Source organism: Microbacterium sp. P5_E9, assembly GCF_054049175.1.
This window is the reverse complement of sequence record NZ_JBFUMV010000011.1, coordinates 81,996-95,109: the sequence shown is the minus strand read 5'-3', so window position 1 is coordinate 95,109 and position 13,114 is coordinate 81,996. Positions and strand designations below refer to the sequence as shown.

The 13,114-nt window shown below is 68.8% G+C and carries 10 protein-coding genes; 8 read left to right on the top strand and 2 right to left on the bottom strand.

The genetic code is table 11. The annotated features are described in order from the left end of the window. Positions 1-11: 11 nt before the first annotated feature. Positions 12-2,696 (bottom strand): family 78 glycoside hydrolase catalytic domain, encoded by a 2,685-nt coding sequence (locus tag ACXJ3V_RS14085; RefSeq protein WP_457100948.1) that lies wholly within the window; start codon positions 2,694-2,696, stop codon positions 12-14. 314 nt (positions 2,697-3,010) lie between these two features. Here ACXJ3V_RS14085 and ACXJ3V_RS14080 point away from each other — a divergent pair, with 314 nt between their 5' ends. The 3 genes from ACXJ3V_RS14080 (at position 3,011) to ACXJ3V_RS14070 (ending at position 6,210) form a co-directional block, all read left to right on the top strand. Then, positions 3,011-4,291, top strand: a complete 1,281-nt coding sequence (locus ACXJ3V_RS14080; protein ID WP_457100947.1) for an ABC transporter substrate-binding protein — start codon at positions 3,011-3,013, stop codon at positions 4,289-4,291. 81 nt (positions 4,292-4,372) lie between these two features. Continuing rightward, positions 4,373-5,305 (top strand): carbohydrate ABC transporter permease, encoded by a 933-nt coding sequence (locus tag ACXJ3V_RS14075; protein ID WP_457100946.1) that lies wholly within the window; start codon positions 4,373-4,375, stop codon positions 5,303-5,305. A gap of 68 nt (positions 5,306-5,373) precedes the next feature. Continuing rightward, positions 5,374-6,210 carry a carbohydrate ABC transporter permease gene (locus ACXJ3V_RS14070; RefSeq protein WP_457100961.1) on the top strand — a complete coding sequence of 279 codons (837 nt, stop codon included), beginning with the start codon at positions 5,374-5,376 and terminating at the stop codon, positions 6,208-6,210. Positions 6,211-6,222: 12 nt separating this feature from the next. On the opposite strand, the gene ACXJ3V_RS14065 is transcribed toward ACXJ3V_RS14070, so the two are convergent. After that, positions 6,223-7,005 carry a nucleotidyltransferase domain-containing protein gene (locus ACXJ3V_RS14065; protein WP_457100945.1) on the bottom strand — a complete coding sequence of 261 codons (783 nt, stop codon included), beginning with the start codon at positions 7,003-7,005 and terminating at the stop codon, positions 6,223-6,225. A 149-nt stretch (positions 7,006-7,154) separates the two neighbouring features. On the opposite strand from ACXJ3V_RS14065, the gene ACXJ3V_RS14060 reads away from it, so the two are divergent. Genes ACXJ3V_RS14060 through ACXJ3V_RS14040 form a run of 5 tightly spaced genes read left to right on the top strand, consistent with a single transcriptional unit; the run spans position 7,155 to position 13,081 of the window. Further along, on the top strand, positions 7,155-7,535 hold the full coding sequence (locus tag ACXJ3V_RS14060; protein WP_457100944.1) for an L-rhamnose mutarotase: 381 nt from the start codon (positions 7,155-7,157) through the stop codon (positions 7,533-7,535). Beyond that, positions 7,532-8,698, top strand: coding sequence for an L-rhamnose isomerase (gene rhaI / locus ACXJ3V_RS14055; RefSeq protein ID WP_457100943.1), 1,167 nt, complete (start codon positions 7,532-7,534; stop codon positions 8,696-8,698). Before ACXJ3V_RS14060 ends, rhaI begins: the two co-directional genes overlap by 4 nt. Then, positions 8,698-9,588 (top strand): alpha/beta hydrolase fold domain-containing protein, encoded by an 891-nt coding sequence (locus ACXJ3V_RS14050; RefSeq protein WP_457100942.1) that lies wholly within the window; start codon positions 8,698-8,700, stop codon positions 9,586-9,588. The genes rhaI and ACXJ3V_RS14050 overlap by 1 nt, the downstream gene beginning before the upstream one ends. 38 nt (positions 9,589-9,626) lie before the next feature. Further along, positions 9,627-11,663, top strand: a complete 2,037-nt coding sequence (locus ACXJ3V_RS14045; protein WP_457100941.1) for a bifunctional aldolase/short-chain dehydrogenase — start codon at positions 9,627-9,629, stop codon at positions 11,661-11,663. Beyond that, complete coding sequence (locus ACXJ3V_RS14040) at positions 11,660-13,081, top strand: rhamnulokinase (protein ID WP_457100940.1); 1,422 nt, start codon at positions 11,660-11,662, stop codon at positions 13,079-13,081. Before ACXJ3V_RS14045 ends, ACXJ3V_RS14040 begins: the two co-directional genes overlap by 4 nt. Positions 13,082-13,114 lie beyond the last annotated feature (33 nt).

Sequence of the window (13,114 nt, the reverse complement as noted above, 5' to 3'; positions counted from 1 at the left end):
GGTCGTTCGGGTCAGACGGCGGCGACGGCGCTCGGGCGGGCCACCGCGGGCGCGGTCACCGCGATCCGATGCGTGCCGTGGGACAGATCGCCGGATGCCGGGGCCCCGTCGATCGTGATGATCGAGGCGTCGCTGACCGGCAGGTCGAGCACGGCGCGAGCGCCGAACGGCACCTCGAGAGTCGCCTCGAACACATCGTCGACAACCCGCCAGTCGATCGCCAAGCGTCCCAGCCGGGTCTCGATCGATGCGCTCGCGTGGTCGAGGCCTTCGGCCGGCCGAGGGGCGACGTGCACCGTCCGGTAGCCCGGGTCGAGGGGATCCGGGGCGAGGCCGCCCACCGTGCGGTAGACCCAGTCGATCATCGCGCCGTAGGCGTAGTGGTTGAACGAGAGCATGCTGCCCTCTTCGCGATCCGCCTCCTCGCTCGGCATCGCGTCCATCGCGCCGGAGTGGATGCTGCCGTCCGGAAGGATCGCGTCCCACCGCTCCCACACTGTCGTCGCACCGCGATCGACCTGGTAGAGCCAGGATGGCGCATCTCGCCGCAGCAGCATGAGGTAGGCCTCATCGAGGTAGCCGTTGCGCGAGAGCGCGAAGAGCACGAGCGGCGTGCCGAGGAAGCCGGTCGCGATACGGCCGTTCTCGCGGCGGACGTCTTCGGCGAGTCCGGCGGCGATGCCCTCGCGTCGCTCAGCCGGTGCGAGATCGAACTCGAGCGCGAGAGCGGCTCCGGTCTGCGTCGTGATGGCGACGTCGCCCCAGGTCTCGAAAGTCGCCGTCGCGACGCGGCCGGCGAGGTCCTCGTAGTCGGCCGCGCGCTCCGGATCGCCGACGAGGCGCTCCGCCTGCGCGAGCAGCCGCGCGGAGCACACGTAGAACGCATTCGCGACATAGTCGCTGGAGACCTTGGCTTCCCAGGGGCGGTCGCCAGGGGCGTCTGGATCCAGCCAGTCGCCGTACTGGAACGGCTCGGTCGGGAGCACCACGCCGTCGCCGGCACGGCGGCGGAGATGGTCGACCCATCGGCGCATGCTGTCGAGCTGGCGCACGAGGATCTCGTCCGAGCCGTACGACTCGTAGACGGCGAGCGGCACGATGGTCGCGGCATCCGCCCACCCGGCCCGGCCCATGTTCTCGGTCGGCACGCCACCCATGAGCATGTCCACCGGACGGATGATGTCGGGCACGACCGATGAGACGCCACCTTCGTCGGTCTGGTCGATCTCGAGGTCGCGCATCCACGACATCCAGAACGACTCGGAGTCCATCAGGGTCGACGCGGTGGCGCTGAAGGCCTGGGCGTCGCCCGTCCAGCCGAGGCGCTCGTCGCGCTGCGGGCAGTCGGTCGGCACCGAGACGAAGTTGTCGCGCTGCGACCAGAAGACGTTCGAGTGGAACCCGTCGAGCGCGGCATGCGACGAGTGGAAGGAGCTCCGCGGCGCGAGATCGCTCGAGATCGCGATGCCCTCGGCCGAGACGACCTCGGCGCCGACGACATCCGCATAGCGGAAGCCGTGGAAGGTGAAGACCGGCTCGAGCACGTGCTCGCCGTCGCGGTCGAGGATGTAGACGTCGGTCGCCTTGGCGCTGCGGAGCGCTGCCGTGTGCAGATCGCCGGAGGGCTCGAGCACTTCGGCATGGCGGATGGTCACGGTGCTCCCGGCCCGGCCGTTCACCGTCAAGCGCACCCAGCCCGAGATGTTCTGCCCCGCGTCGAGGATGGTGCGCCCCCCGTGCGCCCAGGCCTGCATCGGCAGCTCCGCCACGACACGCACCGGCTCGGCGATGCGCGGCTCGAACAGCGTCGCGTCAGTCTCGAGAACCTCGGCCGTCGTCCACCCTTCCGCGGCGAAGCCCGCCGCGTGGACGTCTTCGGCCAGGCGCAGGTCGATCTCGGTGCCGTCGTAGATGCTCGCGGATCGCACCGACCCGAATCCGCCTGTCCACGTCGCATCGGTGACGATGGCGACCTCGCCGTCCACCTCGAGCTGCGCGAGCGCGCCGATGCGGTCACCGTAGATCGACGTGCGACGGGCGAAGCCGAAGCTGCCGCGATACCAGCCTTCGCCGACCGCCAGCACAATGACGTTGACCCCCGGCCGAAGGAGTCCGGTGACATCGACGGTGTCCACGAGGATGCGCTCCTGGTACGAGGTCCAGCCGGGCGTGAGCAGGGCGTCGGAGGCGCGGACGCCGTTGATCCACGCGTCGACCAGCCCGAGGGCGCTCAGGCGCAGGCGCGCCGACGACGGCGCCGATGCGAGCGTGAACTCACGGCGCAGCAGCGGAACGGGTCCGCCCAGCTCGCTCGGGATGCCGATGACCCGCGCGGCCAGGTCGGGGCCGTCCGCTCCCGCCTCGACGACGAGAGTGTCGCTCCAGTCCGTCCAGCCCTCGGCAGTCGCGATCCGCACGGAGTATTCGCGGCGTTCACGCGGGGCGAGCGCCCCAGGGACCGCGATGCCGACGGATGCCGCGCCGTCGACGACGCCGTGCGAGACCGTCTCAGCTCCCTCAGCGGACGAGGCGAGCTCGTACGCCACCTGCCTCGTGCCGGCGCGATCGGACTCGACGCGCCAGCTGAGCCGGAGTCCCTCGCGAGGCACTCCCAGCAGCCCTGGCCCGTACTGGGAGCGCAGTCCGCCGACCTTCGTCGAGGAGTCCAGGATGGTGGATTCGGGTACAGCCGACATGGCGGGGATCCTTTCGGCGCTCGGCATCCTCGCGAAGCGCCGTCCCATCCTGAAACGATTCACGATCGATTGTCAATCGAACGGCGACAGTTGCAGACGAAGTCCCGCTCGCGTTATCGGATCGTGATGAAGCGTTTCAATTATCTGTTGACTGCACACCGCGCGAGCCGTACGTTACGGAAGCTGAATGGTTTCAATCACGAACCGTCCAGAATCGCAGCGCAGCGAGGGCGGACTGGACCGCCCAGCTTTTACGAGGAGGTAAAAGAATGAAGAACTCCCTTTCCCGGAGAGTGCTCACAGTCTCAGCGGGGGTGATTGCTCTCGCACTGCCGCTCGCCGCGTGCAGCGCCGGTGGCAGCGGCGACGCCAGCGACGGTGGCAAGACCGAGATCACCTACCTGACGCAGAGCGACGACGCCAACGCCAATGCGGCGAAGGCCCTGATCGCGGCGTTCGAGAAGGCAAACCCCGACATCAAGGTGGAGCTGGTGACCCAGCCGGCGGGCACCGAGGGTGACAACCTGATGAAGACCAAGCTGTCGACCGAGTCGATGGAGGACGTCTTCCACTACAACTCGGGCTCACTGCTGCAGGCGCTCAACCCCGACCAGACCCTCGTCGACCTCAGCGACCAGGAGTGGGTGAGCACCCTCACCGACGACTTCAAGAAGGTCGTCTCGACCGACAACGGTCTCTACGGTGCCCCGTGGGGCACCTCGTTCGCCGGTGCGGTGCTCTACAACAAGAAGGTCTACGAGCAGCTCGGACTCGAGGTGCCGACGACGTGGGATGAGTTCATCGCGAACAGCGAGAAGATCAAGGCGGAAGGCAATGGCGTCGCCCCGATTCTGCAGTCCTTCGGCGACACCTGGACGAGCCAGCTGTTCGTGCTCGGCGACTTCGCCAACATCAACAAGGTCGACCCGAACTGGGCCGACGACTACACGAACAACAAGGCGAAGTATGTCGACCAGCCGGCGCTCGCGGGCTTCGAGCACCAGGCGGAGGTCCTCGCGAAGGGTCTGCTGAACGAGGATTACCCCTCGATGACGAACGCACAGGCGATGGATGCCCTCGCCACCGGCAAGGGCGCCCAGTACCCGATGCTGTCGGTGACGATCGCGACGGTGCAGCAGAACGAACCGGAGAACGTCGATGACATCGGCGTGTTCGCTCTTCCGGCCGCCGACGCTGCTGACACGGCGATCACCATCTGGCAGCCGAACGCGCTCTACATCGCCAAGACCACGGAGGGCGCGAAGCTCGACGCCGCAAAGAAGTTCCTGGCGTTCGCGAACTCGAAGGACGGCTGCGACGTTCAGAACTCGGCGGGTGGCGCTGCCGGCCCGTACGTGACGACGGAGTGCACGCTGCCGAGCGACGCTCCCGCCCTGATCGCCGACATCCAGGCGTACTTCGACGCCGATGCGACCGGCTCCGCGCTCGAGTTCCTCTCCCCGATCAAGGGACCGAACCTCGAGAACATCACGGTCGCGGTCGGCTCCGGCATCACCTCCGCCAAGGACGGTGCCGCGCAGTACGACGACGACGTGGTCAAGCAGGCCCAGCAGCTCGGACTCCCCGGCTGGTGATCCCGCGCCGGATCTGCTGAGATCAGGCAAACCGGGGCCGGCGGCGCACGCCGCCGGCCCCCACTCAAAGAGGAGTGAGACATGACGACGACCGTCACGCCGACCGGAGCGGCCCCTCCCGCTGCCGGGACGACCAAGCCGCCCATCAAGCGCAAGCGCATGAAGAGCCCGTATCCGTCGTGGTTCTACATCCCCGCCGCTGTGCTGTTCATGATCTTCTTCGCGGTGCCGACGTTCGCATCGTTCTACTTCTCGCTGACCCGCTGGACGCTCTTCAACGTGCAGTTCATCGGGTTCGACAACTTCGTGCAGTTCTTCCAGGAACCCCAGCTCGTCCAGGGCTTCGTCAACACCTTCATCTACGGCTTCGTCACCTCCGCCTCGAAGGTGGTGCTCGGGCTCGCACTCGCGCTGCTGCTGACCGGCCCGATCTTCGGACGCGGCTATCTGCGCGCTGTCATCTTCTTCCCGGTGCTGGTTTCGACGATCGGCGTCGGCCTCACCTTCAAGGCGCTGCTCGACCCCTTCCACGGCATCGTCAACAACATCCTCGGCTTCTTCCACCTGCCCGAACCCGGCTGGTACACCGACCCCAGCCTCGCCCTGCTCACGGTCGCGGGCGTGGACATCTGGAAGGGCGTCGGCATCGCCACGCTGATCTTCATGGCCGGGATCGTCGCGATCCCGCACGAGTACTTCGAAGCCGCGCGAATGGATGGCGCTGGTTCCTGGTCGATCTTCCGCAACATCACGCTGCCACTGGTACAGCCGGCGACCGCGACCGTCATCATCCTGTCCCTGATCGGCGGCCTCCGTTCCTTCGACCTGATCTGGGCGATGACCAAGGGCGGCCCCGGGTTCACCAGCGATGTGATCGCGTCGGTCATCTACAAGCAGTACCAGGCCGGCTTCTTCGGCCTGTCCACCGCGGGAAACGTCATCCTCTTCATCGTGGTGATCGCCGTCATGCTGCCGGTGTCCTGGTTCCTCAATCGAAAGGAGACGGAGCTGTGACCCTCACCGAAGCGATCACGACCGCTGACAGCCGCGGCGGTCGCCGGCCGAAGGACGATCGGCGGCCGATGACGGTCCGCCGCTGGATGCGCAAGTACCTCGTCGGGGTCATCGCGATCGTCGTCTCGGTCGTCGTCTTCCTGGTGCCATTCCTGTTCGTGGTGCTGGAGGCCGCCAAGAACCCCAAAGAGGCCGGGCTCGTCACGTTCAGCTGGCCGACCGAGTGGCTGTTCTTCCAGAACCTCGTCGAGGTGCTCCAAAAGAACGACTACCAGGTGCTGTGGGCGTTCCTCAACAGCGCGGTCCTCACGATCGCCAGCTGCACGATCATGGTCGTGCTGGCTGCGATGGTCGGCTACATCCTGCAGCGCAAGCGCTCGAGGCTCAACCCGCTCGTCAACTTCCTCGTGCTCGCCGCGCTCATCGTGCCGCCCGCGGTGGTCCCCACGATCTGGGTGCTGCAGGGCATCGGACTGTTCAAAACCCTCCCCGGCATGATCCTCATCGAGGCCACGTTCGGGCTCGCGTTCTGCGTGCTGCTCTTTCGCGCCTTCGTCGCCAGCATCCCGAAAGAGCTCGACGAAGCGGCGATCATCGACGGCGCGGGGCCCCTCCGACTGTTCTTCGGCGTCGTGCTCCCGCTGCTGCGACCCGTCATCGTCACGGTGATCGTCGTGCAGGCCGTGTTCGTGTTCAACGACTTCCAGGGCCCGCTCTACTTCCTCCCCGGCAACGACAACCCCACCGTGCAGCTCGGCCTCTACAACTTCCAGAGCCAAGCGGTGAGCCAGTTCAACCTGCTGTTCATGTACATCCTGCTCACCACGATCCCGATGCTGATCATGTACATCTTCTTCAACCGGCAGATCGTCGCGGGAATGACCAGCGGAGCCGTCAAGGGGTGAATCGTGTCCGGCTCACCAGAACTCCGCGGGGATGGTCTTGCGAAGCCAGGCCAGTTCGTTGTCGCGGATGAAGATCGAGAGCGCCTGATCGGGGGTCAGGTCGTCGCCGAGCCATCCGTCCAGCATCGTCATGAGCACGCGCGCGTTCTCGATGCCCGGATCGGCCACGACCTGTTCCCACACCTCGACGAACCCGTCTGGGCTGGGAACGGCGCGGACGAGCTTCGAGATGTACTTCGGCCCCTGCATGAGGGTGTGATCGGCCGCGAGTGCGGCCCTGGCTGCGGCCAGAGCGAGGTGGAGGCCGGCATGACGACGCAGGAACTCATCCTCGCGCTCGACCGCCTGCTGCAGGAAGTACCCGCCGTAGAGGCGCGCCTGGGCGACGTGCGAGCGGACGCGGTCCGCCCAGGCCTCGTCGGGGAGGGTCGTGATCCGCTCGATGACCTGATCGAGGCCATCGACCCGGCTGAACGCGATCCGAGCGCCGAGGAACGAAGCCCGGGTCGGATCGTCGGCGCCCTGCGCAGCTGCCTCGAGGTAGGACAGGCTCGCGAGCTTGATGTCGATGTACGAGCCGGGATAGTCCAGGTCCCACCGGTCGACCCAGGCGAACCGATCGGCGGCGGATGCCTCGGCAAACCGCTCCTCGTCGACGACGAGGTAGACATCGACATCCGAATCCACCCGCTCGCGTCCCTGCGCGACGGAGCCGACCACCACCACGGCGAGCGTTCCCGGCGCGTCGCGCACCGACTCCAGATACGCCGCCAACGCCCGCTCGTGCTGCTCCATCGCGGCTCCCTCGCGTCGTCGATCGGCGCGTGCGCGCCGGCTGAAACGCTACCCGGAACGTCCCGCGACTTGCGAAATCACCGCGTTTCCCCTCATAATGAAACGATTCATTTTTCCCCGCGCACACGCCCCGCCCGAAGAGGACCTCGATGACGAGCAACGCCCCGACCCGCGTCTGCTTCCAGCTGCAGATCGCGCCCGAGCTGCTGGACGAGTACATCGCCCGGCACACGCCGGTGTGGCCAGACATGCTCGCCGAGATCGCCGCCGCCGGCCGGCGCAACTACTCGCTGTTCCTCGCCGACGCCGGGCGCCTCATCGGCTACTACGAGACCGACGACGATGCGGCCGCGCAGGCGTACCTCGCGGCATCCCCCGTCGCTGCCCGCTGGGAAGCCGAGATGGGCCGGTTCTTCGTCGGCCTCGACGGCCGGCCCGACCAGGCGGCCACCCCCCTCACCGAGATCTTCCACCTCGAGTCCCAGCTCGAAGCCTCCGTCCCCCTCAATGAAGAAAGCGACGCATCGTGAGCATCCTCTCCCCCGACGTCCAGTCCACGCTCGCCCAGCAGGGCATCGAGCTGCCCTCGTGGGCGTTCGGCAACTCCGGCACCCGGTTCCGGGTGTGGACGACCGGCGGCACCCCGCGCGATCCCTTCGAGAAGATCGCGGATGCCGCGGAGGTCAACCGCGTGACGGGGCTCGCCCCGAGCGTCGCGCTGCACATCCCGTGGGACAAGGTCGAGGACTACAGCGCGCTGCGCCGCCACGCCGAAGACCTCGGCGTGCAGCTCGGCACGATCAACTCCAACACCTTCCAGGACGAGGACTACAAGTTCGGCGCCCTCACCCATGAGGACGACCGGATCCGCCGCAAGGCGATCGACCACCACATCGAGTGCGTCGACGTCATGGACGCCACCGGTTCGCGCGACCTGAAGATCTGGCTCGCCGAGGGCTCGAACTACCCGGGCCAGACCGACATGCGCGCCCGCCAGGATCGCCTGAACGACTCGCTCCGCCAGGTCTACGACCGCCTCAGCGGCGAGCAGCGGCTCGTGCTGGAGTACAAGTTCTTCGAGCCGTCGTTCTACCACACCGATGTTCCGGACTGGGGAACGTCCTACGCGCAGGTGGCGACGCTCGGCGACCGCGCGATGGTCTGCCTGGACACCGGCCACCACGCGCCCGGCACCAACATCGAGTTCATCGTCATGCAGCTCCTGCGCCTCGGCAAGCTCGGCTCGTTCGACTTCAACTCCCGCTTCTACGCCGACGACGACCTCATCGTCGGCGCGGCCGACCCGTTCCAGCTGTTCCGCATCATCGTCGAGGTCATCCGCGGCGGCGGCCTCAACAACCCGGACGTCGCGTTCATGCTCGACCAGTGCCACAACATCGAGGCGAAGATCCCCGGTCAGATCCGCTCCGTCCTGAACGTGCAGGAGATGACCGCTCGCGCACTGCTGATCGACCAGGACGCCCTCGCCGCCGCGCAGTCGGCGAACGACGTGCTCGCCGCGAACGCCGTGTTCATGGATGCGTTCTACACCGACGTCCGCCCGGCCCTGGCCGAGTGGCGCGAGTCGCGCGGACTCCCGGCCGACCCGATGGCCGCGTTCGCGGCATCCGGCTACCAGCAGAAGATCGAAGCCGACCGCGTCGGCGGCGTGCAGGCCGGCTGGGGAGCCTGATGACCGCAGCGGCCGAGAACCGGACGCTCGACGGGCCGCACGGACCCCTCGGCGTCCGGATCTACACCCCCGATGCGCCTTCGGGTTCAGGACTCGTCTGGCTGCACGGCGGCGGCTTCGCCGGCGGTGACCTGGACATGCCCGAGGGCGACTGGGTCGCCCAGCAGTTCGCCGACCGCGGCATCGTCGTGGTCTCGGTCGACTACCGCCTTGCGCCGCTGCCGCAGGTCTGGGCCGATGCGATGGGCATCGAGCGGCCGGAGGGCGGCTCGCACTACCCGGTGGCCTCCGAAGAGGCCGCCTTCGCGTTCGAGTGGGCGAGCGAGTCTGGACTGGCAGCCGGCCCGTGGGCGCTCGGCGGCGCGAGCGCCGGCGGCAACCTCGCAGCGGGCGCCACGCTGCGCCTGCTGCACAACGGCGGCCGCGTCCCCGCGCTGGCAGTGCTCGCCTACCCGACCCTCCACGCCGTGCAGGGCACACCGGATGCCGCCCTCCGCGCGGCACTCGACGCCAACCCGGACGCCGACGGCTTCGGCCCGGCCGCCGTGCTCGGCATGTACGAGAACTACCTCGGCGGCCCGGCCGAGGGCGCCGAGATCTTCGCCGTGCCCGGCGCTGCGACGACGGCCGACCTGACCGGCTTCCCGCCGACGATCATGATCAACGGCGAGGTCGACGAGCTGCGCGTCTCCGGCGAGGCGTTCGCGGCGGCGCTCCTCGCGGCCGGCACCGAGGTCGACGTCTCGACCGAGCCGGGCACCCGCCACGGCCACCTCAACAATCCCGATCAGGCTGCGGCCGCGGCATCCCTCGACCGATTCGCCGCCCGCATCCTCGAGCTCTCCCCCGCCACGATTGACCGCCTCGCGGCCGCCCCCGGCCCGGCCTGACCGGCCGGCCCTCCCACCACCCTGAGAAGGATCTCCCCATGACGAACCCCACCGCTGCCGAACTGATCGCGCGCAGCAACCGCCTCGGCGCCGACCCGAAGAACACCAACTACGCCGGCGGCAACACGTCCGCCAAGGGCACCGAGACCGACCCGGTCACGGGCGAGCCGGTCGAACTGCTGTGGGTCAAGGGCTCCGGCGGCGACCTGGGCACGCTGAAGGAATCAGGGCTCGCGGTGCTGCGGCTCGACCGCATGCGCGCGCTCGTGAACGTCTACCCCGGCGTGGAGCGCGAAGACGAGATGGTCGCCGCGTTCGACTACTGCCTGCACGGCAAGGGCGGCGCCGCCCCGTCGATCGACACGGCGATGCACGGCCTCGTGGATGCGCCGCACGTCGACCACCTGCACCCGGACTCGGGCATCGCGATCGCGACCGCCGCCGACGGCGAGGCGCTCACCGCGGCCGCGTTCGGCGCGAAGGTCGTCTGGGTGCCGTGGCGTCGCCCCGGCTTCCAGCTCGGCCTCGACATCGCCGAGATCAAGGCGGCGAACCCGCAGGCGATCGGCTGCATCCTCGGCGGTCACGGCATCACCGCATGGGGCGACACCTCGGCCGAGGCCGAGGCGAACTCGCTGTGGATCATCGACACCGCCGCCGCGTACATCGCCGAGCACGGTCGCAGCGCGCCGTTCGGTGCCGCTCTCGAAGGCTACGAGGCCCTGCCGGACGAAGAGCGCCGCGCCCGCGCCGCCGCCCTCGCACCGACGATCCGCGGCATCGCGTCGCACGACAAGCCCATGGTCGGGCACTTCACCGATTCGGACGTCGTGCTCGACTTCCTCGCGAGCGCCGAGCACCCGCGTCTCGCCGCGCTCGGCACGAGCTGCCCCGACCACTTCCTGCGCACCAAGGTCAAGCCGATGCTGCTCGACCTGCCCGCGACGGCCACGGTCGAAGAGCAGCTCGCCCGCCTGAAGGAGCTGCACGAGGAGTACCGCGCCGACTACCAGGCGTACTACGACGCGCACGCGACCTCCGACAGCCCGGCGATCCGCGGCGCCGACCCGCTGATCGTGCTCGTCCCCGGTGTCGGGATGTTCTCCTACGGCGCCAACAAGCAGACCGCCCGCGTCGCCGGCGAGTTCTACGTCAACGCGATCAACGTCATGCGCGGTGCCGAGGCGCTCTCCACCTACGCGCCGATCAGCGACGCCGAGAAGTTCAACATCGAGTACTGGGCCCTCGAAGAGGCCAAGCTGCAGCGGATGCCCAAGCCCAAGACCCACCAGGGCCGGATCGCCTTCGTCACGGGCGCGGCATCCGGAATCGGCAAGGCGATCGCCACCCGCCTCGCCGCCGAGGGCGCCTGCGTCGTCGTCGCCGACCTCGACCTCGAGAAGGCACAGGCGGCGGCCGCCGAGCTGGGCGGGACGGATGTCGCGATCGGCGTCGCCGCGAACGTCGCCGACGCCGCCGGCGTGCAGGCCGCGATCGACGCCACCGTGCTCGCGTTCGGCGGGGTCGACCTCGTCGTCAACAACGCCGGACTGTCGCTGTCGAAGCCGCTGCTGGAGACCACCGAGAAGGACTGGGACCTGCAGCATGACGTGATGGCCAAGGGCTCGTTCCTGGTGTCGAAGGCCGCCGCACGGGTGCTCATCGACCAGAAGCTCGGCGGCGACGTCATCTACATCTCGTCGAAGAACAGCGTGTTCGCCGGCCCGAACAACATCGCGTACTCGGCGACCAAGGCCGACCAGGCCCACCAGGTGCGCCTCCTCGCCGTCGAGCTCGGCGAGCACGGCGTGCGGGTCAACGGCATCAACCCCGACGGCGTCGTCCGCGGCTCGGGCATCTTCGCCGCCGGCTGGGGCGCCAACCGCGCCGCGACCTACGGCGTCAAGGAAGAGGACCTCGGCCAGTACTACGCCAACCGCACGATCCTCAAGCGCGAGGTCGTGCCGGAGAACGTCGCCGACGCCGTCTACGTCCTCACCGGACCTGAGCTGAGCCGCACCACCGGCCTGCACATCCCGGTCGACTCCGGCGTCGCCGCCGCCTTCCTCCGATGAGCACGGGCGCGGTCGCGGCGGTCGACCTCGGCGCGACCAGCGGCCGCGTGATCGTCGGACACGTCGGGCCCGACACGCTCGACGCGTCGACGGTCACGCGCTTTCCGAACAACCCGGTCCAGACCCCGGACGGCCTGCACTGGGACATCCTCTCGCTGTACGCGGGAGCGACGAAGGGGCTGCGCGAGGCGTTCCGGGCCGAGCCCGGCATCGCCAGCATCGGCGTGGACTCCTGGGCGGTCGACTACGGCCTGCTGCGCGGCGGGCGGCTGCTCGGCAACCCGTTCCACTACCGCGATGCGCGCACCGAGCGCGGCGTCGCGGCGGTGCACGAACGGATGCCGCACGCCGAGCTCTTCGAACGCAACGGGCTGCAGTTCCTCCCGTTCAACACGCTCTACCAGTACGCCGCCGAACCCGCCTCGATCCTCGACTTCGCCGACACTGCTCTGCTCATTCCCGACCTGATCGCCTACTGGCTCACCGGCCAGGCGCGCGCGGAGCAGACGAACGCCTCCACCACGGGCCTCGTCCGGGTGCTCGATGGCACCTGGGACGAAGAGCTCATCCGTGCCCTCGGCATCCCTCGCGGCATCCTCCCCTCCCTCATCTCCCCCGGCGAGCGTGTGGGAACTCTGCTGCCCGACATCGCGGCGGCGATCGGCGCACGGGCAGCGACCCCCGTCACCGCGGTCGGCTCGCACGACACCGCCTCTGCGATCGTCGCCGTGCCGATGCGAGCGGATGCCGCGGCCTATATCTCCTGCGGCACGTGGGGGCTCGTCGGGGTCGAGGTGGACCACCTCGTCCTGACCCCCGAGGCCCTCGCGGCGAACTTCACGAACGAGGGCGGCGTCGACGGCCGGGTGCGGCTGCTGCACAACGTCATGGGGCTGTGGGTGCTGAGCGAGGCCGTCCGCACCTGGGAGCGCGAAGGCCACCCGATCGACCTGCCGACCCTGCTCGATTCCGCTGAAGAGGTCAACACCGCGGTCCCCGTGTTCGACATCAACGATCCACGCTTCCTGGCGCCGGGCGACATGTCGGCGCGGATCGACGAGTGGTGCGCCGAGCATGACATCGCGGCGCCTCGGACACGCGCGGAGTACGCCCGCAGCATCATCGAGTCGCTCGCCCAGGCTTTCGCCGAGACCGCCGTCGAGGCGGGGCGCATCGGCCGGGTCGACGTGCGGACGATCCACATCGTCGGAGGGGGCGCCCTCAACGAGCTCCTCTGCCAGCGCACCGCGGACCGGGCGGGGCTCCCCGTGCTCGCCGGACCCGTCGAGGCGACAGCCCTCGGCAATCTGCTCGTGCAGGCGCGGGCCGCGGGGCTCGTTACCGGGTCGCTCGAGGCGCTGCGCGACCTCGTTGCGCGCACCCACGCGCCGCGCCGGTACACACCGCGCGCTCGCTGATGACCCCCATCGATCATTTCGCTAGATAAGCTA

Coding starts and splice junctions, on each gene's coding strand:
- ACXJ3V_RS14050 (WP_457100942.1), top strand. CDS start 8,698: ATGACCGCAGCGGCCGAGAACCGGACGCTCGACGGGCCGCACGGACCC.
- ACXJ3V_RS14040 (WP_457100940.1), top strand. CDS start 11,660: ATGAGCACGGGCGCGGTCGCGGCGGTCGACCTCGGCGCGACCAGCGGC.
- ACXJ3V_RS14045 (WP_457100941.1), top strand. CDS start 9,627: ATGACGAACCCCACCGCTGCCGAACTGATCGCGCGCAGCAACCGCCTC.
- ACXJ3V_RS14060 (WP_457100944.1), top strand. CDS start 7,155: ATGACGAGCAACGCCCCGACCCGCGTCTGCTTCCAGCTGCAGATCGCG.
- ACXJ3V_RS14065 (WP_457100945.1), bottom strand. CDS start 7,005: ATGGAGCAGCACGAGCGGGCGTTGGCGGCGTATCTGGAGTCGGTGCGC.
- ACXJ3V_RS14070 (WP_457100961.1), top strand. CDS start 5,374: ATGACGGTCCGCCGCTGGATGCGCAAGTACCTCGTCGGGGTCATCGCG.
- ACXJ3V_RS14085 (WP_457100948.1), bottom strand. CDS start 2,696: ATGTCGGCTGTACCCGAATCCACCATCCTGGACTCCTCGACGAAGGTC.
- ACXJ3V_RS14075 (WP_457100946.1), top strand. CDS start 4,373: ATGACGACGACCGTCACGCCGACCGGAGCGGCCCCTCCCGCTGCCGGG.